This is a genomic window from Nocardia sp. NBC_01499 (genome assembly GCF_045040275.1).
Classification (GTDB): Bacteria; Actinomycetota; Actinomycetes; order Mycobacteriales; family Mycobacteriaceae; genus Nocardia.
The window spans coordinates 4,077,695-4,098,143 of the sequence record NZ_CP109426.1 but is presented as its reverse complement, the minus strand read 5'-3'; the positions used below and the strand labels follow the sequence as shown (position 1 = coordinate 4,098,143).

At 64.1% G+C, this 20,449-nt stretch carries 15 protein-coding genes and 3 rRNA genes; 12 read left to right on the top strand and 6 right to left on the bottom strand.

The window, feature by feature from the left end; all coding sequences use genetic code 11:
* Nucleotides 1-236: 236 nt before the first annotated feature.
* The 8 genes from OG203_RS18895 to OG203_RS18860 all read left to right on the top strand — a co-directional run bounded on the left by OG203_RS18895 (nt 237) and on the right by OG203_RS18860 (nt 9,873).
* Nucleotides 237-1,753, top strand: a 16S ribosomal RNA gene (locus OG203_RS18895).
* Between the two features lie 325 nt (nt 1,754-2,078).
* A 23S ribosomal RNA gene (locus OG203_RS18890) occupies nt 2,079-5,218 on the top strand.
* A 233-nt stretch (nt 5,219-5,451) separates the two neighbouring features.
* Nucleotides 5,452-5,568: ribosomal RNA gene (gene rrf, locus OG203_RS18885) — 5S ribosomal RNA — on the top strand.
* The 16S, 23S and 5S rRNA genes sit together here, the layout of an rRNA operon.
* Nucleotides 5,569-5,790: 222 nt before the next feature.
* On the top strand, nt 5,791-6,867 hold the full coding sequence (locus OG203_RS18880; protein ID WP_405166971.1) for a 3-oxoacyl-ACP synthase III family protein: 1,077 nt from the start codon (nt 5,791-5,793) through the stop codon (nt 6,865-6,867).
* Nucleotides 6,868-6,870: 3 nt separating this feature from the next.
* Complete coding sequence (locus OG203_RS18875; protein ID WP_405166970.1) at nt 6,871-7,806, top strand: hypothetical protein; 936 nt, start codon at nt 6,871-6,873, stop codon at nt 7,804-7,806.
* Nucleotides 7,807-8,043: 237 nt separating this feature from the next.
* Nucleotides 8,044-8,760 carry a rhomboid-like protein gene (locus OG203_RS18870; protein ID WP_405166969.1) on the top strand — a complete coding sequence of 239 codons (717 nt, stop codon included), beginning with the start codon at nt 8,044-8,046 and terminating at the stop codon, nt 8,758-8,760.
* Nucleotides 8,761-8,797: 37 nt separating this feature from the next.
* Nucleotides 8,798-9,484, top strand: coding sequence for an endonuclease NucS (gene nucS / locus OG203_RS18865; protein ID WP_405166968.1), 687 nt, complete (start codon nt 8,798-8,800; stop codon nt 9,482-9,484).
* A gap of 80 nt (nt 9,485-9,564) precedes the next feature.
* Entirely contained in the window at nt 9,565-9,873 is a 309-nt protein-coding gene (locus tag OG203_RS18860; RefSeq protein ID WP_405166967.1) for an ATP/GTP-binding protein, read from the top strand.
* 223 nt (nt 9,874-10,096) lie between these two features.
* On the opposite strand, the gene OG203_RS18855 is transcribed toward OG203_RS18860, so the two are convergent.
* A complete protein-coding gene (locus OG203_RS18855; protein WP_405166966.1) occupies nt 10,097-11,095 on the bottom strand; it encodes a hypothetical protein in 999 nt (332 codons plus the stop codon).
* Between the two features lie 86 nt (nt 11,096-11,181).
* The gene (gene mce, locus OG203_RS18850) at nt 11,182-11,643 is read right to left on the bottom strand and encodes a methylmalonyl-CoA epimerase (protein ID WP_107654464.1); all 462 of its coding nucleotides are present in this window, start codon (nt 11,641-11,643) and stop codon (nt 11,182-11,184) included.
* 116 nt (nt 11,644-11,759) lie between these two features.
* Here mce and OG203_RS18845 point away from each other — a divergent pair, with 116 nt between their 5' ends.
* The 3 genes from OG203_RS18845 to OG203_RS18835 all read left to right on the top strand — a co-directional run bounded on the left by OG203_RS18845 (nt 11,760) and on the right by OG203_RS18835 (nt 14,423).
* Nucleotides 11,760-12,971 carry an acetyl-CoA C-acetyltransferase gene (locus OG203_RS18845; protein WP_405167912.1) on the top strand — a complete coding sequence of 404 codons (1,212 nt, stop codon included), beginning with the start codon at nt 11,760-11,762 and terminating at the stop codon, nt 12,969-12,971.
* A gap of 161 nt (nt 12,972-13,132) precedes the next feature.
* Nucleotides 13,133-13,510: a DUF3817 domain-containing protein gene (locus OG203_RS18840; RefSeq protein ID WP_405167911.1), complete on the top strand. Its 378-nt coding sequence runs from the start codon at nt 13,133-13,135 to the stop codon at nt 13,508-13,510.
* Nucleotides 13,511-13,571: 61 nt separating this feature from the next.
* The gene (locus OG203_RS18835; RefSeq protein WP_405166965.1) at nt 13,572-14,423 is read left to right on the top strand and encodes a tetratricopeptide repeat protein; all 852 of its coding nucleotides are present in this window, start codon (nt 13,572-13,574) and stop codon (nt 14,421-14,423) included.
* A gap of 195 nt (nt 14,424-14,618) precedes the next feature.
* Here OG203_RS18835 and glgB read toward each other — a convergent pair whose 3' ends face one another.
* From glgB to OG203_RS18820, 3 genes are all read right to left on the bottom strand, one after another.
* On the bottom strand, nt 14,619-16,757 hold the full coding sequence (gene glgB, locus OG203_RS18830) for a 1,4-alpha-glucan branching protein GlgB (RefSeq protein WP_405167910.1): 2,139 nt from the start codon (nt 16,755-16,757) through the stop codon (nt 14,619-14,621).
* Nucleotides 16,758-16,771: 14 nt separating this feature from the next.
* Nucleotides 16,772-18,772 (bottom strand): maltotransferase domain-containing protein, encoded by a 2,001-nt coding sequence (locus OG203_RS18825; protein ID WP_405166964.1) that lies wholly within the window; start codon nt 18,770-18,772, stop codon nt 16,772-16,774.
* A gap of 64 nt (nt 18,773-18,836) precedes the next feature.
* Nucleotides 18,837-19,478: a LysE family translocator gene (locus tag OG203_RS18820; RefSeq protein ID WP_405166963.1), complete on the bottom strand. Its 642-nt coding sequence runs from the start codon at nt 19,476-19,478 to the stop codon at nt 18,837-18,839.
* 96 nt (nt 19,479-19,574) lie between these two features.
* On the opposite strand from OG203_RS18820, the gene OG203_RS18815 reads away from it, so the two are divergent.
* Nucleotides 19,575-20,060, top strand: a complete 486-nt coding sequence (locus OG203_RS18815; RefSeq protein WP_405166962.1) for a hypothetical protein — start codon at nt 19,575-19,577, stop codon at nt 20,058-20,060.
* Between the two features lie 103 nt (nt 20,061-20,163).
* On the opposite strand, the gene OG203_RS18810 is transcribed toward OG203_RS18815, so the two are convergent.
* Entirely contained in the window at nt 20,164-20,361 is a 198-nt protein-coding gene (locus OG203_RS18810; protein ID WP_405166961.1) for a hypothetical protein, read from the bottom strand.
* Nucleotides 20,362-20,449: the final 88 nt, after the last annotated feature.

The window sequence follows — 20,449 nt, the reverse complement described above, 5'->3', positions numbered from 1 at the left end:
CTCATCGACCAAGCGAACATAGTTCGGGCGGTGGTGTGTGCGTGTGTTCTTTGAGAACTCAATAGTGTGTCGATGAATGTCAGTGCCAATATTTTTATTGGTTCCGGCCTCGCATACCCCCCGGTTGTTGAGGTCGGACATTTAGTCAGCAAATCTTTTTGCTGGCGTTTTGTTTTGCTAGGTTTTCGGACTCTAGTTATTCTTCTGATTAGCCCTTCGGGGTAGGTCAAGAGTCTTCAACGGAGAGTTTGATCCTGGCTCAGGACGAACGCTGGCGGCGTGCTTAACACATGCAAGTCGAGCGGTAAGGCCTTCGGGTACACGAGCGGCGAACGGGTGAGTAACACGTGGGTGATCTGCCTCGCACTTCGGGATAAGCCTGGGAAACTGGGTCTAATACCGGATATGACCTTCCAGTGCATGCTGGTTGGTGGAAAGATTTATCGGTGCGAGATGGGCCCGCGGCCTATCAGCTTGTTGGCGGGGTAACGGCCCACCAAGGCGACGACGGGTAGCCGACCTGAGAGGGTGACCGGCCACACTGGGACTGAGACACGGCCCAGACTCCTACGGGAGGCAGCAGTGGGGAATATTGCACAATGGGCGAAAGCCTGATGCAGCGACGCCGCGTGAGGGATGACGGCCTTCGGGTTGTAAACCTCTTTCGACAGGGACGAAGCGCAAGTGACGGTACCTGTAGAAGAAGCACCGGCCAACTACGTGCCAGCAGCCGCGGTAATACGTAGGGTGCGAGCGTTGTCCGGAATTACTGGGCGTAAAGAGCTTGTAGGCGGTCTGTCGCGTCTTCTGTGAAAACTTGGGGCTCAACCTTAAGCTTGCAGGCGATACGGGCAGACTAGAGTACTTCAGGGGAGACTGGAATTCCTGGTGTAGCGGTGAAATGCGCAGATATCAGGAGGAACACCGGTGGCGAAGGCGGGTCTCTGGGAAGTAACTGACGCTGAGAAGCGAAAGCGTGGGTAGCGAACAGGATTAGATACCCTGGTAGTCCACGCCGTAAACGGTGGGTACTAGGTGTGGGTTTCCTTCCACGGGATCCGTGCCGTAGCTAACGCATTAAGTACCCCGCCTGGGGAGTACGGCCGCAAGGCTAAAACTCAAAGGAATTGACGGGGGCCCGCACAAGCGGCGGAGCATGTGGATTAATTCGATGCAACGCGAAGAACCTTACCTGGGTTTGACATACACCGGAAACCTGCAGAGATGTAGGCCCCCTTGTGGTCGGTGTACAGGTGGTGCATGGCTGTCGTCAGCTCGTGTCGTGAGATGTTGGGTTAAGTCCCGCAACGAGCGCAACCCTTATCTTATGTTGCCAGCGCGTAATGGCGGGGACTCGTGAGAGACTGCCGGGGTCAACTCGGAGGAAGGTGGGGACGACGTCAAGTCATCATGCCCCTTATGTCCAGGGCTTCACACATGCTACAATGGCCGGTACAGAGGGCTGCGATACCGCGAGGTGGAGCGAATCCCTTAAAGCCGGTCTCAGTTCGGATCGGGGTCTGCAACTCGACCCCGTGAAGTTGGAGTCGCTAGTAATCGCAGATCAGCAACGCTGCGGTGAATACGTTCCCGGGCCTTGTACACACCGCCCGTCACGTCATGAAAGTCGGTAACACCCGAAGCCGGTGGCCTAACCCCTTGTGGGAGGGAGCCGTCGAAGGTGGGATTGGCGATTGGGACGAAGTCGTAACAAGGTAGCCGTACCGGAAGGTGCGGCTGGATCACCTCCTTTCTAAGGAGCACATCTCCAGAGCCGTCCAACATAGGTTGGATCGTGCCTGGCAGAGACCGTTTAGTTCTCATATGTAGAACTGCGGACGCTCATGGGTGGAACACTGACTACTTCTCACGCATATGGTTGGTCCTCAGTGATCGACTGCGGGGGATATATCGACACACTGTTGGGTCCTGAGAGAACACGCGAGTGTTTCTCTGGGCAAGATAACGATCCGCTCGGATCTTCCTCGATACCGCCAGTTTCGACTGGTCAGGTCAAGGAGCCCGATCTGAGTGGGTGTGTTGTTTGAGAACTGCACAGTGGACGCGAGCATCTTTGTTAGTAAGTGTTTAAGAGCGTACGGTGGATGCCTTGGCACCAGGAGCCGATGAAGGACGTAGGAGGCTGCGATAAGCCTCGGGGAGCTGTCAACCGAGCTGAGATCCGAGGATTTCCGAATGGGGAAACCCAGCACGAGTGATGTCGTGTTACCCGCATCTGAATATATAGGGTGTGTGGAGGGAACGTGGGGAAGTGAAACATCTCAGTACCCACAGGAAGAGAAAACAATAGTGATTCCGTGAGTAGTGGCGAGCGAAAGCGGAAGAGGCTAAACCATGCACGTGTGATACCCGGCAGGGGTTGCGTGTGTGGGGTAGTGGGGCTCACTTTCTTACTACTGCCGTAGTGGGCGAGAGTCAGAAACCGTTGTGTTAGTCGAAGTGGTCTGGAACGGCCTGTCGTAGAGGGTGAGAATCCCGTAGACGAAAACTCAGCGGCTCTTGTAGTGAGTACCCGAGTAGCAGCGGGCCCGTGAAATCTGCTGTGAATCTGCCGGGACCACCCGGTAAGCCTGAATACTCCCTGGTGACCGATAGCGGACTAGTACCGTGAGGGAAAGGTGAAAAGTACCCCGGGAGGGGAGTGAAATAGTACCTGAAACCGTGCGCTTACAATCCGTCAAAGCCTGTGAGTCATTTGGTTGACTGTGGGTGATGGCGTGCCTTTTGAAGAATGAGCCTGCGAGTTAGTGGCATGTGGCGAGGTTAACCCGTGTGGGGTAGCCGTAGCGAAAGCGAGTCCGAATAGGGCGGTAGAGTCGCATGTTCTAGACCCGAAGCGGAGTGATCTACCCATGGCCAGGGTGAAGCGACGGTAAGACGTCGTGGAGGCCCGAACCCACTTAGGTTGAAAACTGAGGGGATGAGCTGTGGGTAGGGGTGAAAGGCCAATCAAACTCCGTGATAGCTGGTTCTCCCCGAAATGCATTTAGGTGCAGCGTCACGTGTTTCACGCCGGAGGTAGAGCTACTGGATGGTCTAGGGGGCCTACAAGCTTACCGAAATCAGCCAAACTCCGAATGCCGGTGTGTGAGAGCGTGGCAGTGAGACTGCGGGGGATAAGCTTCGTAGTCGAGAGGGAAACAGCCCAGATCGCCGGCTAAGGCCCCTAAGCGTGTACTAAGTGGAAAAGGATGTGAAGTCGCGAAGACAACCAGGAGGTTGGCTTAGAAGCAGCCACCCTTGAAAGAGTGCGTAATAGCTCACTGGTCAAGTGATTTTGCGCCGACAATGTAGCGGGGCTCAAGTACACCGCCGAAGCCGCGGCATTCACACAATACGTCCGCACATCTCTACGGGGGTGTGTGCAGCGGTGTGGATGGGTAGGGGAGCGTCCTATAGCCATGGAAGCAGCAGGGTGACCTAGTTGTGGAGGCTATGGGAGTGAGAATGCAGGCATGAGTAGCGAAAGACGAGTGAGAAACTCGTCCGCCGAATGACCAAGGGTTCCTGGGCCAGGTTAATCCGCCCAGGGTGAGTCGGGACCTAAGGCGAGGCCGACAGGCGTAGTCGATGGACAACGGGTTGATATTCCCGTACCCGTGTATCCGCGCCAAATATCGAATCAACTTTGCTAACTGTCCAAATGTTCTCTTATCAAGCCTTCGGGCGAGAGGGAGGATTGCTGCACAGGACCCGGGTTGTAGTAGGTAAGCGATGGGGTGACGCAGGAAGGTAGCTGGGCCAGTCAGTGGTTGTACTGGTGTAAGCCTGTAGGGCGTGGTGTAGGCAAATCCGCACCGCATGAAGCCTGAGAGGTGATGCGTAGCCGATTGAGGCGAATTCAGTGATCCTATGCTGCCGAGAAAAGCCTCTAGTGAGTTGGTACACGGCCCGTACCCCAAACCGACACAGGTGGTCAGGTAGAGAATACTAAGGCGATCGAGAGAACTGTGGTTAAGGAACTCGGCAAAATGCCCCCGTAACTTCGGGAGAAGGGGGACCACAACCGGTGACGGAACTTGCTTCCTGAGCTGGGGGTGGTCGCAGAGACCAGTGAGAAGCGACTGTTTACTAAAAACACAGGTCCGTGCGAAGTCGTAAGACGATGTATACGGACTGACGCCTGCCCGGTGCCGGAAGGTTAAGAGGACCGGTTAGCACTTTTGGGTGCGAAGCTGAGAATTTAAGCCCCGGTAAACGGCGGTGGTAACTATAACCATCCTAAGGTAGCGAAATTCCTTGTCGGGTAAGTTCCGACCTGCACGAATGGCGTAACGACTTCTCAGCTGTCTCAACCACAGACTCGGCGAAATTGCATTACGAGTAAAGATGCTCGTTACGCGCGGCAGGACGAAAAGACCCCGGGACCTTCACTATAGCTTGGTATTGGTGTTCGGTACGGTTTGTGTAGGATAGGTGGGAGACTGTGAAGCGGGCACGCTAGTGTTTGTGGAGTCATCGTTGAAATACCACTCTGATCGTATTGGACTTCTAACCTCGGACCATGATCTGGTTCAGGGACAGTGCCTGGTGGGTAGTTTAACTGGGGCGGTTGCCTCCTAAAATGTAACGGAGGCGCCCAAAGGTTCCCTCAGCCTGGTTGGCAATCAGGTGTCGAGTGCAAGTGCACAAGGGAGCTTGACTGTGAGAGCGACAGCTCGAGCAGGGACGAAAGTCGGGACTAGTGATCCGGCACCGGCAAGTGGAAGCGGTGTCGCTCAACGGATAAAAGGTACCCCGGGGATAACAGGCTGATCTTCCCCAAGAGTCCATATCGACGGGATGGTTTGGCACCTCGATGTCGGCTCGTCGCATCCTGGGGCTGGAGTAGGTCCCAAGGGTTGGGCTGTTCGCCCATTAAAGCGGCACGCGAGCTGGGTTTAGAACGTCGTGAGACAGTTCGGTCTCTATCCGCCGCGCGCGTCAGAAACTTGAGGAAGGCTGTCCCTAGTACGAGAGGACCGGGACGGACGAACCTCTGGTGTGCCAGTTGTTCCGCCAGGAGCACTGCTGGTTAGCTACGTTCGGAAGGGATAACCGCTGAAAGCATCTAAGCGGGAAGCCTGTTCCAAGATGAGGTTTCTCACCACCTTCGAGTGGTTAAGGCCCCCCACAGACCATGGGGTTGATAGGCCAGAACTGGAAGCCCGGTAACGGGTGTAGGTGACTGGTACTAATCGGCCGAGGACTTACCAACAAAGAAGCTACGCGTCCACTGTGCAGTATCTGAAACAACACACGATCCGTGTTCACGGGTTCGGAGTGGGAACTTTCAGAGGCTGCGCCTTTGAACATCCCCCCGGACTGGTGGGATTTCAGGGTTCAGGCCCTGGGGTTCTCCTGCACTGGTGGGGTTTCAGGGGCCGCAGGCCCCTGAAGAAAACTCCTTCTGGTGAACCTGGGACACGGAGTGTGACAGTTTCATAGAGTTACGGCGGCCATAGCGGCAGGGAAACGCCCGGTCCCATTCCGAACCCGGAAGCTAAGCCTGCCAGCGCCGATGGTACTGCACTCGACAGGGTGTGGGAGAGTAGGACACCGCCGGAACATCCTTCACGAAAGCCCCCCAGCTCACGCTGGGGGGCTTTCGTCGTTTGCGCGTGAACACACCGCGCAAATGATTCCGTCCGGACGCACCGCCGCAACGAATACTAGATAGCCACTCCGGATGGCTGGTCCTGCTCACCGCTGACCCTGCCGAGCAGGATCGTGACCGCCTGTCTCGGGCTGCTTGCCCACAGCCGCGGTCGCCGCGAAAGCCGTTGGTGCATGACTGATCTGCAGGAAGCAGGCAAAATGCTGCGTACGCGTTTCGAGTCGATCGGGCGCTACACCCCCGAAACCGTTGTCTCCACCGCGGAATTGATCGCCCAACTATCGGTGCGTCGCGCATTGGATCTGGAGCGGATCACGGGGATCAAGAATCGGCGGGTCTACGACTCGCACCCGGACCGGTACGAATCCTCCTTCGAACTCGCACTGCGCGCGATGCAGGACTGCCTACAGCGTTCCGACTATGCCCCCGATGAGCTCGACATCATCATCTCGACCTCCATCACCCGCACTCGCGGCAAGGGAATCTTCTGCGGCGCACCGGCATTCGCGCTGATGCTGGGCAATGCGATCGGCGCGACCAACGCCAGGCACTTCGATATATCCAACGCGTGCGCCGGAATGATGACCGGGGTGCTCGTGCTGGACCGGATGATCAAGGCCGGGGTGGTGCGCAACGGAATGGTGGTGAGCGGCGAGCAGATCACCCCGATCGCCGAGACGGCGGTACGGGAGATCAGCAAGTCCTACGATGCCCAGTTCGCCGCGCTGACCGTCGGCGACGCGGGCGCCGCCGTCGTGCTCGACGGTCGCGGCGACGATGACGACGAAATCCATTACGTCGGACTGATGACCGCCGCCGACGGCGCCGAGGATTGCCTCGGCATGCCGAGCGACAAGTCGAGCGGGATGGCGCTCTACACCGACAACCGCACCATGCAGAACCCGGACAGGTATATGCAGGCCATCCATCGCATGGACCTGTTCCTGAAAGAGACCGGCCGTAGTTGGGAGAGCGAGAAGTTCGACTACTCAATCCTTCATCAGTTCAGTCGACCGCTGTCCGACTACATCCTGCAACTGGTCGAGCAGCACTTCGGCGGCCCGATGCCGGAGCCGCTCAATGTGCTGGAGGAGTACGGGAATACGGCGTCGACATCCCACTTCCTTGTGCTGCACGAGCATCTCGCACGGCAGACGATTCCCAAGGGATCGAAGATACTGATGGCCGTCCAGGCGTCCGGGATTGTCTCCGGTCACCTCGCCGCGACCATCTCGCGACTGGAGGCCTGAGCCATGCCCGTAACCATCCTGTCCGCCGCGGCAAACACGGATCTGGATACCGGCAGCTATTTCGAGCTGGCCACGCGCGTCGCGCGAACCTGCCTCGAACGCTCGGGCGTCGCCGTCGACGAGGTCGGAATGCTGATCAGCAGCTGCGCTATCAAGGACAACAACCTCGTCGAGCCGGCGGCGGCCGCGCTCATCCAGAAGCGGCTCGGCCTCGGCCTCGCGTATGCGCCGGGCCGGGTTGCCACCCTCTCCTTCGACCTGATGCACGGTGCCAACGGCCTGCTGCACGCCTTCACCACCGCCGAATGCTTCATGGACACCGGGGAAGTGAAGTACGCACTGCTGCTCGCCGGGGACACTCATCCGTCGACCGAGCGCGGGGCAGCCGAATTCCCGCTCACCGCGAGCGCCGTCGCGGTCCTGCTCGGAAGCTCGCCCACCGCAGGCGGATTCGGCCGACTGCGTACCGTCGACACCACTGGCCCGGTCGAGCCGTCGGCCTGGTTGGATTTGAACGAGGTCGGCGCGAACGGCCGCACGTCCGGTCACGTGAAGGCCAGTGATGATCCGCTGATCCCGGCTGCCGAGGCGGTGCGTGCGTGCCTCGGCGATGAGGGACTCGACGGTGCGGATTTCGCATCGGGACGCGCGGTGCTGCTCGTCCCGGCCCCTGTCCCTGGATTTCCGGCCCGCCTCGCGGCCACACTCGGGCTCGCGCCGGAGTCGGTGGTCGGCGTCGACCCCGCGCTCGGCGATCCATACTCCGCGGCACCGGTCCACGCATATCTGAACGCCAAGCACTCCGGCGTGCTCGACGCGGCCAACACGGTGCTGTTCCTGGCCGCCTACGACGCCTCCGCCGCCTGTGTCGCGTATCACCCAGGGTTACCCGCCACCGCAACCGCCAGCGCCGTAGGAGCGCAAGGAACTGAAAGGTAGCTCAGGCCGCCCGCCTGTCCGAGCCCGATGTCCGATGGCACCGGGGCCCGTCCACTCGACTGGGGTCGTCCTTGCCCTGACGCGATGGCCAGGTTTGTGGCACAGTGGGGCACCGCCGAAATCCTTTCTCGGCACGCGCCGACGATCGGTTTCGCAGCAAAATCACAGGGAATACCCTGATCGAGCCCAGCGCAGGCCTCGATCATGAAGAGGTACCGCAGGACAATGGAGGTGTGCATGGCCGTCGCGACGATCGCGGACGACCGGACAACGGTCGTCGCTTCTCGTTGGTGGCGACCACGGGTGCCAGCGACTGTCGGCTATCTGGTCGTGCTGGTTGCTGTCACATCGGTTTTCTCGGCGCTGAGCGATTCGGCCCAGTCGAAGGTGGTGCTGCACGCCAGCACCAATCTGCACAATCTGCTGCAGGGTCGCGTCGTCACGCTGCTGTCCAGTGCGCTGGTGATCGGCGATGTCGGCACCGCGTGGCTGATCATGCCGCTGCTGGCGAGCCTGCTCGCGCTGGCCGAACTGCGGTTCGGCGCGCTGCACATGGTGCGCGTCTTCCTGGCGGGACATATCGGCGCGACGCTGCTCGTCGCGGCGGGGCTGTGGGTGGCCGTCGAGTTCGACTGGCTGCCCGCGAGCGTGCGCTGGAGTGAGGATGTCGGCGTCAGCTACGGCGCGATGGCGTTGATCGGTGCGCTGGTGTTCGTGGTGCCCGGCCGGTTGCGCATCGCGTGGGCGGTGGGGTGGTTCGCGGCCGCGATCGGCGGCGTGCTGCTCGGGCAGAGCTTCACCAACGTCGGGCACCTGGTTGCCTTCTGCATCGGCTCCGCCGTCGGCTACGGCATGATCCGGACCAAGGTGCCGGTCACTCGCCAATTCACCAGGGTGGAACGGGCTTTGCTCGCTACCAGCGCGATCTTGGCCGCGGCGATCCTGTTGGGCTGACGACAAGCTCGCGCACCCGTTCACCTAGAGTGCTTGGGTGCGCCTAGTGATTGCTCGCTGTCAGGTCGACTACGTGGGGCGACTTACCGCCCATTTGCCGATGGCCCGCCGTCTGCTGTTGATCAAAGCGGACGGTTCGGTCCTCGTGCATTCCGACGGCGGTTCGTACAAGCCGCTGAACTGGATGAGCCCGCCGTGCTGGCTGGACGAGCGCGGCGCCGACGACCTGCCCGAGGACGCGAAAGCGCTGTGGGTCGTCACCAACAAGGCGGGTGAGGAACTCCGCATCACCATCATGGACATCGAGCACGACTCTGCGCACGAGCTCGGCGTCGACCCCGGCTTGGTGAAAGACGGTGTGGAGGCCCATCTTCAGGTCCTGCTCGCCGAACACGTGCAGACCCTCGGCCCCGGCTTCAGCCTGATCCGGCGCGAGTACATGACCGCGATCGGCCCGGTGGATCTGCTGTGCCGGGACGCGGGCGGCGCGACCGTCGCGGTCGAGATCAAACGCCGCGGCGAGATCGACGGCGTCGAACAGCTGACCCGCTACCTCGAACTGCTCAACCGCGATCCGCTGCTCGCCCCGGTGGTCGGCGTCTTCGCCGCTCAGCAGATCAAGCCGCAGGCACGCACGCTCGCCGAGGATCGCGGAATCCGTTGTCTCGTCCTCGATTACGACGCACTGCGCGGCACCGAGAGTACCGAGTTCCGCCTGTTCTGATCCGCGCTCGACGACCGAAGGCGACCTCACCGGCCCGGACGGGCGCACCGGCGCCTTCGGTCGAGTAATAGTCTGGGAGCATGCCTCGTCGGAAACCACGCGCAGACGGTCAAACGGGCCGCTCGCGGACGGGCGGCGCACCGCTCGGTGATGTCTTCGGCCGGACCGAGGCGGGGCCCGACGGCGACGAGACCTACATCGTTCGCACCATCCCAGGCGCCCGTGCGGTGAAGATCTACCGCTGCCCGGGATGTGACCATGAGATCGCCCAGGGCGTCGCGCATATCGTCGCCTGGCCCGCCGACGGCGGTGAGGACGATCGTAGGCATTGGCACCGCGGGTGCTGGAACGGTCGCCAGACACGTGGGATTACCCGCCGCTGGTCGTAGCGGGTGTAGCCGAATGTCCCTGTCGTGGTGGGTGATTCCGGCGGAACGCGACGTTCGTGCCCGATGTCCGGTTGATCGAGGCGATTCCGGGTAAGCGGCGCCTGTCGGGGCAAGGGAATTAGGAAGGCCGCCCCGGTCAGGGGGCGGCCTTGGGTTGAATTCGGTTGGGGTACTGCGTTAGTCGCCGCGTGGCCCGCCGTTGGTTGCTTAGGTCGGCGTTCCGTCAGTTGCTGATATCGGCGTTCTCGCGCTCCTCGTCGACGATGTCGTCTTCTTCGGAGGCAGCCTCGGAGATGGCCTTGCGGCTGGAACCGGAGACCTGCTTGGTGTTGTTGCCGATCTTGCGCTGATCCGGAACACCGTCGAGCAGTTCGCTTTCCCGGTTGACCGCGGCGAGCATCGCGGGCACGGAGTCGAGCTGGCCGCGGATGCCGAGCAGCTGGGCGAGCACGCGGCCGCGCAGTACGCGCATCTCCTCGGCCAGTTCCTTCGCGTGCGCGATCTTGCGCTCGGAGGTCTGGGTCGCGGAGGTGATGAGGCGGTTGGCCTCGTCGGTCGCGTCCTTGATCCGCTGTGCGGCCTCGGCGCGGCTGGTGGCCTCCAGCTCCTCCATGGCGCGGGTGAGCTTGGTGCGCCGCTCCGCCATGGTGACCTCGAAGTCCTGCTGGTTCGCCTTGCGCTTGGCGTCGGCTTCCTTGCCGAGGCGGTCGGCCTCGGCCTGGGCGGCTTCGATGATCTTGGCGGACTCGGTGCGCGCGTTGGCCAGGGTCTGCTCGAACTCGATCTCGAGCGCCTCGCGCTTTTCCTTGGTTTCGGCCAGCAACGACTCGTACTTGCCACGCATCTCGGTGGCCTGCTGCTCCGCGATCGACACCATCTCCGCGGCTTCGGCCTGTGCCAGGGCACGGACCTCGGAGGCCTCGTCGGAGGCCAGCCGCAGCATGCGGGAGATGCGGTCGGACATGCCTTCCGCGGTGGTGGGCGGCACCGAGAGACGGTCGACCTCCTTGCGGAGCTCGTCGATCTCGTCACGCGCGTCCTCGAGCTGGCTCGCGAGGTTACGGGCCTGTGCCGCAGCAGCATCCCGGTCGGTAGCGGTGACCCTTAGTTCGGCGTCGAAGCGGTCGAAGTAGTTGCGTACCTCGTCTTGCGCATAACCCTTGCGCACAACGGTGAAGGGCAGTGCAACGAAGCGATTGCGATCGGACTCAGGTGACGACATGGCACACAAACTACAGCCTACAGAGACCTGATGGTGACTCGACCGCGAATGTGATTCCGAAGAGTTTTGCGCACCCGATCTTGATACTAGTGCGTAACATTCGCGTTCGGCTCGACCAACTCGATCAGCACACCGCCAGCATCCTTCGGATGGATGAAATTGATGCGGGAATCCGCTGTTCCAGGCCTCGGAGCCTCGTACAGCAAACGCAGGCCCCGCGCGCGCAGGTGCGCGGAGACCGCATCGATGTCGGTGACGCGGTAGGCCAGTTGCTGCAGGCCCGCCCCGTTACGGTCGATGAACTTGGCGATGGTCGACTCCTCGTTGAGCGGAGCCAGCAACTGCAGGGCAGTCCCGCGATCGGGGGCGCCGGGCAGCGAAAGCATCGCCTCGTGCACGCCCTGGGCGTCGTTGACCTCGCGGTGGGTCTCGATCATGCCCAGATTCTCGGCATACCAGGCAACCGCGACATCCAGGTCGGGTACGGCGACACCGACGTGGTCGATGGCGACGACGTAGTCCGCGGGGATGAAATCGGACGAATCCATAACGTTGCTCACCACTCGAAGGTAGCCGTTACCTGCGTACCGGCAACCTGGACACAGCGGTTACCGTTGAGTACGGAATCCTGCGAAACAAGATAGCGAGGCTTGTCGTGACCACTGTGCCCACCCGCCCCGGCGGCTCCGCCTCCGACCGTCCCTCGAGCGTGATCGTCTCCGGTGCGCGTACCCCGGTCGGTCGGCTGCTCGGCGGCCTCAAGGACTTCAGCGGGTCCGATCTCGGCGGCTTCGCCATCAAGGCCGCGCTGGAAAAGGGCGGCGTCGCGCCCGAGCAGGTCGACTACGTGATCATGGGCCAGGTGCTCACCGCCGGTGCCGGCCAGATCCCGGCCAGGCAGGCGGCGGCGGCCGCTGGCATTCCGATGGACGTGCCCGCGCTGACGGTCAATAAGGTCTGTTTGTCCGGAATCAACGCGATCGCGTTGGCGGACCAGCTGATTCGGGCTGGCGAGTACGAGATCGTCGTCGCGGGCGGCCAGGAGTCGATGAGCCAGGCCCCGCATCTGCTGGAGAAGAGCCGCGAGGGATTCAAGTACGGCGATGTCACGCTGCGCGACCACATGGCCTACGACGGCCTGCACGACATCTTCACCGACCAGCCGATGGGCGCGCTGACCGAACAGCGCAACGACACCGAGCCGGTCAGCCGCGAGCAGCAGGACGCGTTCGCGGCGGCCTCGCACCAGCGCGCGGCCGAGGCGTGGAAGAACGGCGTCTTCGACGAGGAGGTCGTCCCGGTCTCGGTGCCGCAGCGCAAGGGTGACCCGCTGGTGGTCGCCGCCGATGAGGGCATCCGCGCCGACACCACCGCGGAGTCGCTTGCCAAGCTGCGTCCCGCGTTCCGCAAGGACGGCACGATCACCGCGGGCACCGCCTCGCAGATCTCCGACGGCGCGGCCGCGGTCGTGGTGATGAGCAAGGCCAAGGCCGAGGAACTTGGCCTGAGCTGGATCGCCGAGATCGGTGCCGCCGGCGTTGTCGCCGGTCCTGACTCGACGCTGCAGGATCAGCCGGCCAACGCCATCGCGAAGGCCTGTGCGCGCGAAGGTATTTCGCCCGCGGACCTGGATCTGGTCGAGATCAACGAGGCGTTCGCGGCAGTCGGTGTCGCGTCGACGCGCAAGCTCGGCGTCGATCCGGCGAAGGTGAACGTCAACGGTGGCGCGATCGCGATCGGACATCCGTTGGGCATGTCCGGCGCGCGCATCCTGCTGCACCTGGTGCTGGAGCTGAAGCGGCGCGGCGGCGGCGTCGGCGCGGCCGCGCTGTGCGGTGGCGGCGGCCAGGGTGACGCGCTGATCGTGCGTGTGTAACCGAGTTTCTCGCCACAGCCCCCGCGACGACGTTTCGCGGGGGCTGTGGCGTATCCGGTCGAAAGTCGTGCCCTTGCCCCGGCTTTCGCCGCGCTGACATCGAGCTGAGCGTTCTCGATGTGACCCGCCCCACTACGACACGTCGTAGTGCATCCGGCACAATGGTGCGCATGGGCAAAGTCTTCGACCTGAGTACTGTCGCGAAGCGGTTTCGTTTCATCGCGGTGCTCGAGGCGATCTCCTGGGTTTTCCTGATCGTCGGCATGGTGTTCAAGCGACTCCCCGAGCCGGTGCTGTGGCCGGTCAAGGTGTTCGGTATGACGCACGGCATCATCTTCGTGCTGTTCGTGATCGCCGCGATCATGGCCGCGCGTGAGCTCGGTTGGAGCGCGAAGACCACGGTGCTCGCGCTGCTGTCCAGCATTCCGCCGTTCTGCACCGTGGTGTTCGAGATCTGGGCGGTCCGGTCAGGCAAGCTCGGTGAGCTGAGCAACGCGGTTTCCGCCGACTCCGGAGCCCCGGCCGCCGCCACGTCGTGACAAACTGGAAACCGTGACTCGACCTGCCGCACGCCGCCCTTCGCCAGCCGCTGTCGCCGCCATGTCCGGGGCAGTTGATCTTTCCGGTTTGAAGCAACCGCCCGCCGGTGCGCCCGGTGCGGGCGCCGGTGGCGATTTCGCGGTGAACGAGGCGAACTTCGAGACCAAGGTACTGCGCCGTTCGGTGCAGGTGCCGGTGGTCGTCGCGCTGTACTCGCAGCGCAGCCCGGGCAGCGTCGAGCTGGTCAAAACGCTCGAGCGTCTGGTCGGCGAGGCCGACGGCGCCTGGGACCTGGCCACCGTCGAGGCCGAGAGCAATATGCGGATCGCGCAGGCGTTCGGTGTGCAGGGCATCCCGACCGTCATCGCGGTCGCGGGCGGCCAGCCGCTGGCCGACTTCCAGGGCGCCCAGCCGGAAGCACAGGTCCGGCAGTGGCTGAGCGCGGTCGTCGACGCGGTGGCGGGCAAGATGCCCGAGGGTGAGGAGCCAGCGGAAGCGCCGGACGATCCCCGCTTCGTCGCTGCGGAGACCGCGCTGGAGCAGGGTGACATGGCGGGCGCCGAGGCCGCCTACGAGGCGATCATCGCGGCGGAGCCGGGCAACGAGGAGGCCAAGGGCGCGCTGCGGCAGCTGCGGTTCCTCGTGCGCGCACAGGTGCTTCCCGAATCCGCGATCGCGACCGCCGACGCCGACCCGGACAATGTGGACGCCGCGCTCGACGCCGCCGACGTGGAGATGCTCAACCAGCAGCCGGACGCCGCGTTCGACCGCCTGATCGGGGTCGTGAAGCGCTCGGCGGGCGACGAACGCACCAAGGCACGTACTCGGCTGCTCGAACTCTTCGAACTGTTCGATAAGGCCGAGCCGTTCGTGGTCGCCGCGCGCCGCAAGCTCGCCGCCGCGCTGTACTGAGTCGCGTTACACCGAGTCGCTGCGGAGCTGAGCTTTGCTGCAGCGCTGAGTCTTGCCGCAGCGCTGAGTCTTGCCGCAGCGCTGAGTCTTGCCGCAGCGCTGAGTCTTGCCGCAGCGCTGAGTCTTGCCGCAGCGCTGAGTCTTGCCGCAGCGCTGAGTCTTGCCGCAGCGCTGAGTCTTGCCGCAGCGCCGGTGTCAGCTGTTCGGGGCCAACCAGACGGCGCTGTTCGGGGCCAGCGCGATCGTGGCGGAGGCGGGACGACCGTGCCAGCCGTCGTCGGTGGCCTTGACGGCGCCGAGGTTGCCGATGCCCGAGCCGCCGTATTCGGTGGCGTCGGTGTTCAGGATCTCGGTCCACTGCCCGGCGAAGGGCAGGCCGAGGCGGTACTCGCCGTGCATCGAGCCGGAGAAGTTGTAGACGCACGCGACCACGGACCCGTCCGACCCGTACCGCAGGAACGCCAGCACATTGTTCGCCTGGTCGTTCGCCTCGATCCACGAGTAGCCGCCAGGGGTGGTGTCCTGGCTCCACAGTGCGGGATGGGCGCGGTAGACCGTGTTGAGGTCGCGCACGGCCGCCGTAATCCCTTGGTGCAGTGGGTTTTCCAGCTCTTGCCAGTCCAGACCTCGATCGTGTGACCACTCGCGGAACTGGCCTAAATCCTGGCCCATGAACAGCAACTGCTTGCCGGGATGGCCCCACATGTAGGCCAGCAGTGCCCGCACCCCACCGGCTTTGGCGAAATCGTCGCCGGGCATCCTGGTCCAGAGGGTGCCTTTGCCGTGCACGACCTCGTCGTGGCTGATCGGCAGCACGAAGTTCTCGCTCCACGCGTACATCGCCGAGAAGGTGATCTCGTTGTGGTGCCAGGAGCGGTGGATCGGGTCGCGCTGCAGGAAGCCGAGGGTGTCGTGCATCCAGCCCATGTTCCATTTCATGGTGAAGCCGAGACCGCCGACATCGGTGCCGCTGGTGACGCCTGGCCAGCTGGTGGATTCCTCGGCGATGGTGACCACGCCGGGATGGTGGCGGTGCACGGTGTCGTTGAGGTCCCGCAGGAAGTCGACGGCCTCGAGGTTTTCCCGGCCGCCGTGCACGTTGGGCTCCCAACCCCCTTCTGGGCGTGAGTAATCCAGGTACAGCATGGAGGCGACGGCGTCGACGCGCAGGCCGTCGATGTGGAATTCCTCGATCCAGTACCGCGCGTTGGCCACCAGGAAGTTGCGCACCTCGTGTCGGCCGAAGTCGAAAACGTAGGTGCCCCAGTCGAGTTGCTCGCCGCGGCGCGGGTCGGCGTGTTCGTAGAGCGGGGTGCCGTCGAAGCGGGCCAGCGCCCATTCGTCACGCGGGAAGTGGGCGGGGACCCAGTCGAGCAGCACGCCGATGCCCGCTGTGTGTAGTCGATCGACGAAGGCGCGGAAGTCATCCGGCGAGCCGAAGCGCGCGGTCGGCGCGTAGTACGAGGTGACCTGATAGCCCCAGGAACCGCCGAACGGGTGCTCGGCGATGGGCAGCAGTTCGATGTGGGTGTATCCGGCGGCCCGCACGTAATCGGCGAGCTGGTCGGCCAATTCGCGATAGCCGAGGCCGGGGCGCCAGGAACCGAGGTGGACCTCGTAGACGCTCATCGGCGCCTGGGTCGGGTCGGTCGTCGCGCGAAGATCGAGCCACGCCTTGTCATCCCAGGTGTAACTGCTCTCCGTGACCACCGACGCGGTGGCAGGCGGCAGTTCGGTCGCGAACGCCATCGGGTCGGCATGATCGATGGTGCGGCCGTCGGCGCCGTGCACCCGGAACTTGTATTTGGTGCCAGGCCCGACCCCCGGCACGAAAACCTCCCAGACGCCGGAAGTTCCGAGCGCGCGCATCGGCGCGGTGGTTCCGCTCCACCCGTCGAAATCGCCGATCACGGTGACCCCGCGCGCATTCGGCGCCCACACCGCGAACGATGTCCCGTCCACGTCGCCGTCGAGGGTGTTGTAATGGCGCGGGTGCGCGCCGAGCACGTCCCACAGGCGCTCGTGGCGGCCCTCGCCGATCAGGTGCAGGTCCAGTTCGCCGACCGTCGGCAGGAATCGGTAGCCGTCGGCGGAGAGAATGGTCTGGCCTCCTGGATAGGTGGTTCGGATGCGGTAGTCCATCACATCGGGGTACGGGACCACTGCGGCGAAGATGCCGTGCCCCAACGACTTCAGCGGATGGTCGGCGGTGCCGATGCGGGCGGTCACCGATTCCGCGTGCGGGCGAAGCACGCTGATCTCCGTGCCGTCCGGATGCGGGTGCGCGCCGAGCACGGTGTGCGGGTCACCGTGGGTGCCCGCGGCCAACAGCATCAGGTCCCGGCGTTTCACAGTGTGCTCCGATAGGCGAGTTCGGTGCGGGCCTGCTGCGCGACCGGCGGCAGGGTGAGGATGTGCGCGACCGACGTCGCCGGGTCAAGGCGCACGTAATTCGTTTGGGCCCAGTGGTATTCTTCGACGCTGACCTCGTCGTACACCACGGGGTGGTCGTGCCATTCGCGGCCGATGGCGGGCAGGTCGAGCGAGACCATGCCCCATTCGGCGGCGAACGGGTTCAGGTTCACCACGACGAGCACCGCGTCGCCGCTGATCGGATCGACCTTCGAGTAGGCGATCAGCGAGTCGTTGTCCACGTGGTGAAAGTGGATGCAGCGCAACTGTTGCAGCGCCGGATGCGCGCGGCGGATCTCGTTGAGCCGAGTGATCCACGGCTCCAACGATTCTCCGCGCGCCAGCGCCTCGGCGAACGGGCGCGGGCGCAGCTCGTACTTCTCCGAATCCAGGTATTCCTCGCTGCCCGGGCGCACCGCCTGATGCTCGAACAGCTCGAAGCCGGAGTACATGCCCCAGGACGGTGCGAGGGTCGCGGCGAGTACCGCGCGGATGGCGAACATGCCTGGGCCGCCGTGCTGCAGGCTCTCGTGCAGGATGTCGGGGGTGTTGACGAACAGGTTGGGTCGTGCCTCGTCCGCCTTGGCGGCCAGTTCGTTGCCGAACTCGGTCAGCTCCCACTTCGCCACGCGCCAGGTGAAATACGTGTAGGACTGGCTGAAGCCGCGGCGCGCGAGACCGTACAGCCTGGCCGGCCGGGTGAACGCCTCGGAAAGGAAGAGCACGTCCGGGTCGGTGCGGCGCACCGTGCCGATCAGCCACTCCCAGAAGTCGGCTGGCTTGGTGTGCGGGTTGTCCACTCGGAAGATCTTGACGCCCAACGCGATCCAATGCCGGACCACGCGCAGAACCTCGGCGTAGAGGCCGTCGGGGTCGTTGTCGAAGTTGACCGGGTAGATGTCCTGGTACTTCTTCGGCGGGTTCTCGGCGAAGGCGATGGTGCCGTCGGGCAGGGTGGTGAACCATTCCGGGTGCGCGGCGACCCACGGGTGGTCCGGCGCGCATTGCAGTGCCAGATCGAGTGCGACCTCGAGGCCGAGTTGTGCTGCGGTGTCGACGAATTCGGCGAAGTCGGCCTCGGTGCCGAGCAGCGGGTGCACGGCGTCGTGGCCGCCGTCCTTCGACCCGATGGCCCACGGCGACCCGACCTCGCCGGGCTCGGCGACCAGGGTGTTGTTGCGGCCCTTGCGATTTACCTCACCGACCGGGTGGATCGGGGGTAGGTAGACCACGTCGAAGCCCATCGCGGCGATGCGCGGCAATTCCTTTGCCGCAGTGGCGAACGTGCCGTGGATCGGCTTGCCGGTCTTGTCCCTGCCGCCGGTGGAACGCGGGAAGAACTCGTACCAGGACCCGTACAGCGCCCGCTGTCGTTCCACCAGCACGGTGTGCTGCTGGCCGCGAGTCACCATGTCGCGCAACGGTGTCGCGCGCAGGATCTCGGCGATTTCCTCGGCGAAGGCGGGGGCGACCCGCGCGGGCAACTGTTCGTCGCTGCGCAATGCGGCGGCCGCGGCTCGCAACCGCTCGAACTGCTTCTTCGGCACCGCCTGCGCGGCCCGATCGAACAGCCTGGCCCCGATCTCCAGGTCGTTGTCAAGGTCGGCGGCGTTCTGCCCGACCGCGAGCTTCGCCTCCACCGCCGACCGCCAGGTCGCGATCGGATCGCTCCACCCCTCGATGCGGTAGGTCCACGCGCCGGGCAGGTTCGGGGTGAAGGTGGCGTTGAATACGTCCGGCTCGAGATCGGGCGACATCCGGATGCGGATCGGGCGCGAGCCGTTCGGCCCGCGCACGGTCAGCGTCGCCGCGACCGCGTCGTGCCCTTCCCGCCACACCACGGTGCGCACCGGGAATACCTCCCCGACGACGGCCTTGGCAGGCCGACCGCCTGCGATGGACGGGGCAGTGTCATCGATTGCGATGCGGCCGGTCACGGGACCAACCTACCGGCAGCGTCGCGGATGCACGGGATCAGCGCGGGAACCGCCGGGCAGTGCGTCAGCGGGCGTCGGCCGCGAGACCGAGGCCGAGCGCGACGAGGATCGCGCCGAGTGCGCGTTCGATCCGCTGCCTGATGCCGGTTCGTCGCAGCCAGGAGCCCGCGCGGTCGGCGGCGAGCACGAGGCCGACGCACCACGCGGTGTCGACGACCAGCTGGATCAGCACGAGCGCGACAACCGTTGGCAGCACCGGTCCGCTGGACGGCAGGAACTGCGGCAGGATCGTCAACCCGAACACCGCCGCCTTCGGATTCGCGGCGATCGACACCAGCGACGCGCGGAACGCCGCACCTGGCGTCCGTCCCGACGGCAGCATCTTCGTCATGGAGCTGCCGAACTCGTCGTCACCGCGCGCGCCACGCCACGCCTGCACGCCGAGCCAGATCAGCACCACCGCGCCGACCACATGCATCGCGGTGTTCAGGTAGTGGTTGGCGACCAGCAGCACGGACAGCCCGGCGCCACCCGCGATATTCCAGCCGAGCACGCCGATCTCGTTTCCGGTGACCGCGGCGAGCCCCGCCTTGCGGCCATCCCGGACCGCGCGTTGCAGTAGCAGCGCGGTCGCCGGTCCCGGCAGCGCGGCCAGGATCAACGAGGCGAGCAGGAATTGGGGGAGAACGGCGACCCAGTGCGGCATCCGTCGATGCTGACACGGCGATCGCCATCCCTGCCACTGGATTTGGGGGCACCGACGCTGGTTAACAGATCTTGGTTGCCGCTCGAAAAACCGGACATGAGACTGAAAAGCAAACAGGTTCAACGGTTCTCGGCCCGGGCTTTGGCGGTCGCCACGGTGGCCGGTGCCGCCTTGGCCGGGCTCGCTGGAACAGCCACCGCCATCCCTACCGACCCGGCCATCCCGTTCAGCCCGACCTTGACCCGCGTTCCGGGTGGTAACTGCGCGGCGATCATCAACGCCGAGACCGTGCCGCAACCGGAATCCGGTGTGTTCGGCGTCCGGGTGAAGGTCACCACGACCGGACAGTTCTGCGGGGCCTACCGCGTCGAGGTGCGCTGGAAGAACCTGGATACCGGCCGCACCAACGGACAGTCGCAACGCATCGACGAGAACGGCGTCATCGACGCGCCGGGCGGCGTGATCACCGGTTTCGGCATGGGGCCTGGCCCGGGCCGGGTGGAGGCGCAGATTGTCACCACCTACGAAGACCACCGGGAGATGGAGTACATCCCGGGCCGGTTGACCTGGACCCTCGGCTGAGCACAGCGCCGGGGGGCACTGCCGAGGGCGGGCAGCCGCCCGCTCTCGGCCACCGTCGAAATATGGGCTGGATACCGGTCCGCGCGCGTGGCTGAAGCCCCTGTCACCATGCGTCGGGCTCCGCGTTCAGATCCTCATCGCGCAGTGCAATCGCGTCGACTCGGGCCTGCGCCAGCCATTCCTCGTGGTCGAGTGATCGCAGTGCGCGACGGATGACGTCGGTGGCGCTCTCGCCGTCCCCGCGAGCACGGTCGATGATCTTTTCATCGTGAGCGGTCGGACGGAAGGTAATCGTCGCCATGCGACGAGCGTATGACCCAGGCAAGACGGCTGTCGTGTGGATTATCGCTTCGCCGTACGCAGCGGAAGCACGCGGCGATCATGGGTCA

Coding starts and splice junctions, on each gene's coding strand:
- OG203_RS18855 (WP_405166966.1), bottom strand. CDS start 11,095: ATGTCGTCACCTGAGTCCGATCGCAATCGCTTCGTTGCACTGCCCTTC.
- mce (WP_107654464.1), bottom strand. CDS start 11,643: ATGGATTCGTCCGATTTCATCCCCGCGGACTACGTCGTCGCCATCGAC.
- OG203_RS18820 (WP_405166963.1), bottom strand. CDS start 19,478: ATGCCGCACTGGGTCGCCGTTCTCCCCCAATTCCTGCTCGCCTCGTTG.
- OG203_RS18875 (WP_405166970.1), top strand. CDS start 6,871: ATGCCCGTAACCATCCTGTCCGCCGCGGCAAACACGGATCTGGATACC.
- glgB (WP_405167910.1), bottom strand. CDS start 16,757: ATGCTGTTGGCCGCGGGCACCCACGGTGACCCGCACACCGTGCTCGGC.
- OG203_RS18810 (WP_405166961.1), bottom strand. CDS start 20,361: ATGGCGACGATTACCTTCCGTCCGACCGCTCACGATGAAAAGATCATC.
- OG203_RS18870 (WP_405166969.1), top strand. CDS start 8,044: ATGGCCGTCGCGACGATCGCGGACGACCGGACAACGGTCGTCGCTTCT.
- OG203_RS18815 (WP_405166962.1), top strand. CDS start 19,575: ATGAGACTGAAAAGCAAACAGGTTCAACGGTTCTCGGCCCGGGCTTTG.
- OG203_RS18840 (WP_405167911.1), top strand. CDS start 13,133: ATGGTGCGCATGGGCAAAGTCTTCGACCTGAGTACTGTCGCGAAGCGG.
- OG203_RS18835 (WP_405166965.1), top strand. CDS start 13,572: ATGTCCGGGGCAGTTGATCTTTCCGGTTTGAAGCAACCGCCCGCCGGT.
- OG203_RS18880 (WP_405166971.1), top strand. CDS start 5,791: ATGACTGATCTGCAGGAAGCAGGCAAAATGCTGCGTACGCGTTTCGAG.
- OG203_RS18860 (WP_405166967.1), top strand. CDS start 9,565: ATGCCTCGTCGGAAACCACGCGCAGACGGTCAAACGGGCCGCTCGCGG.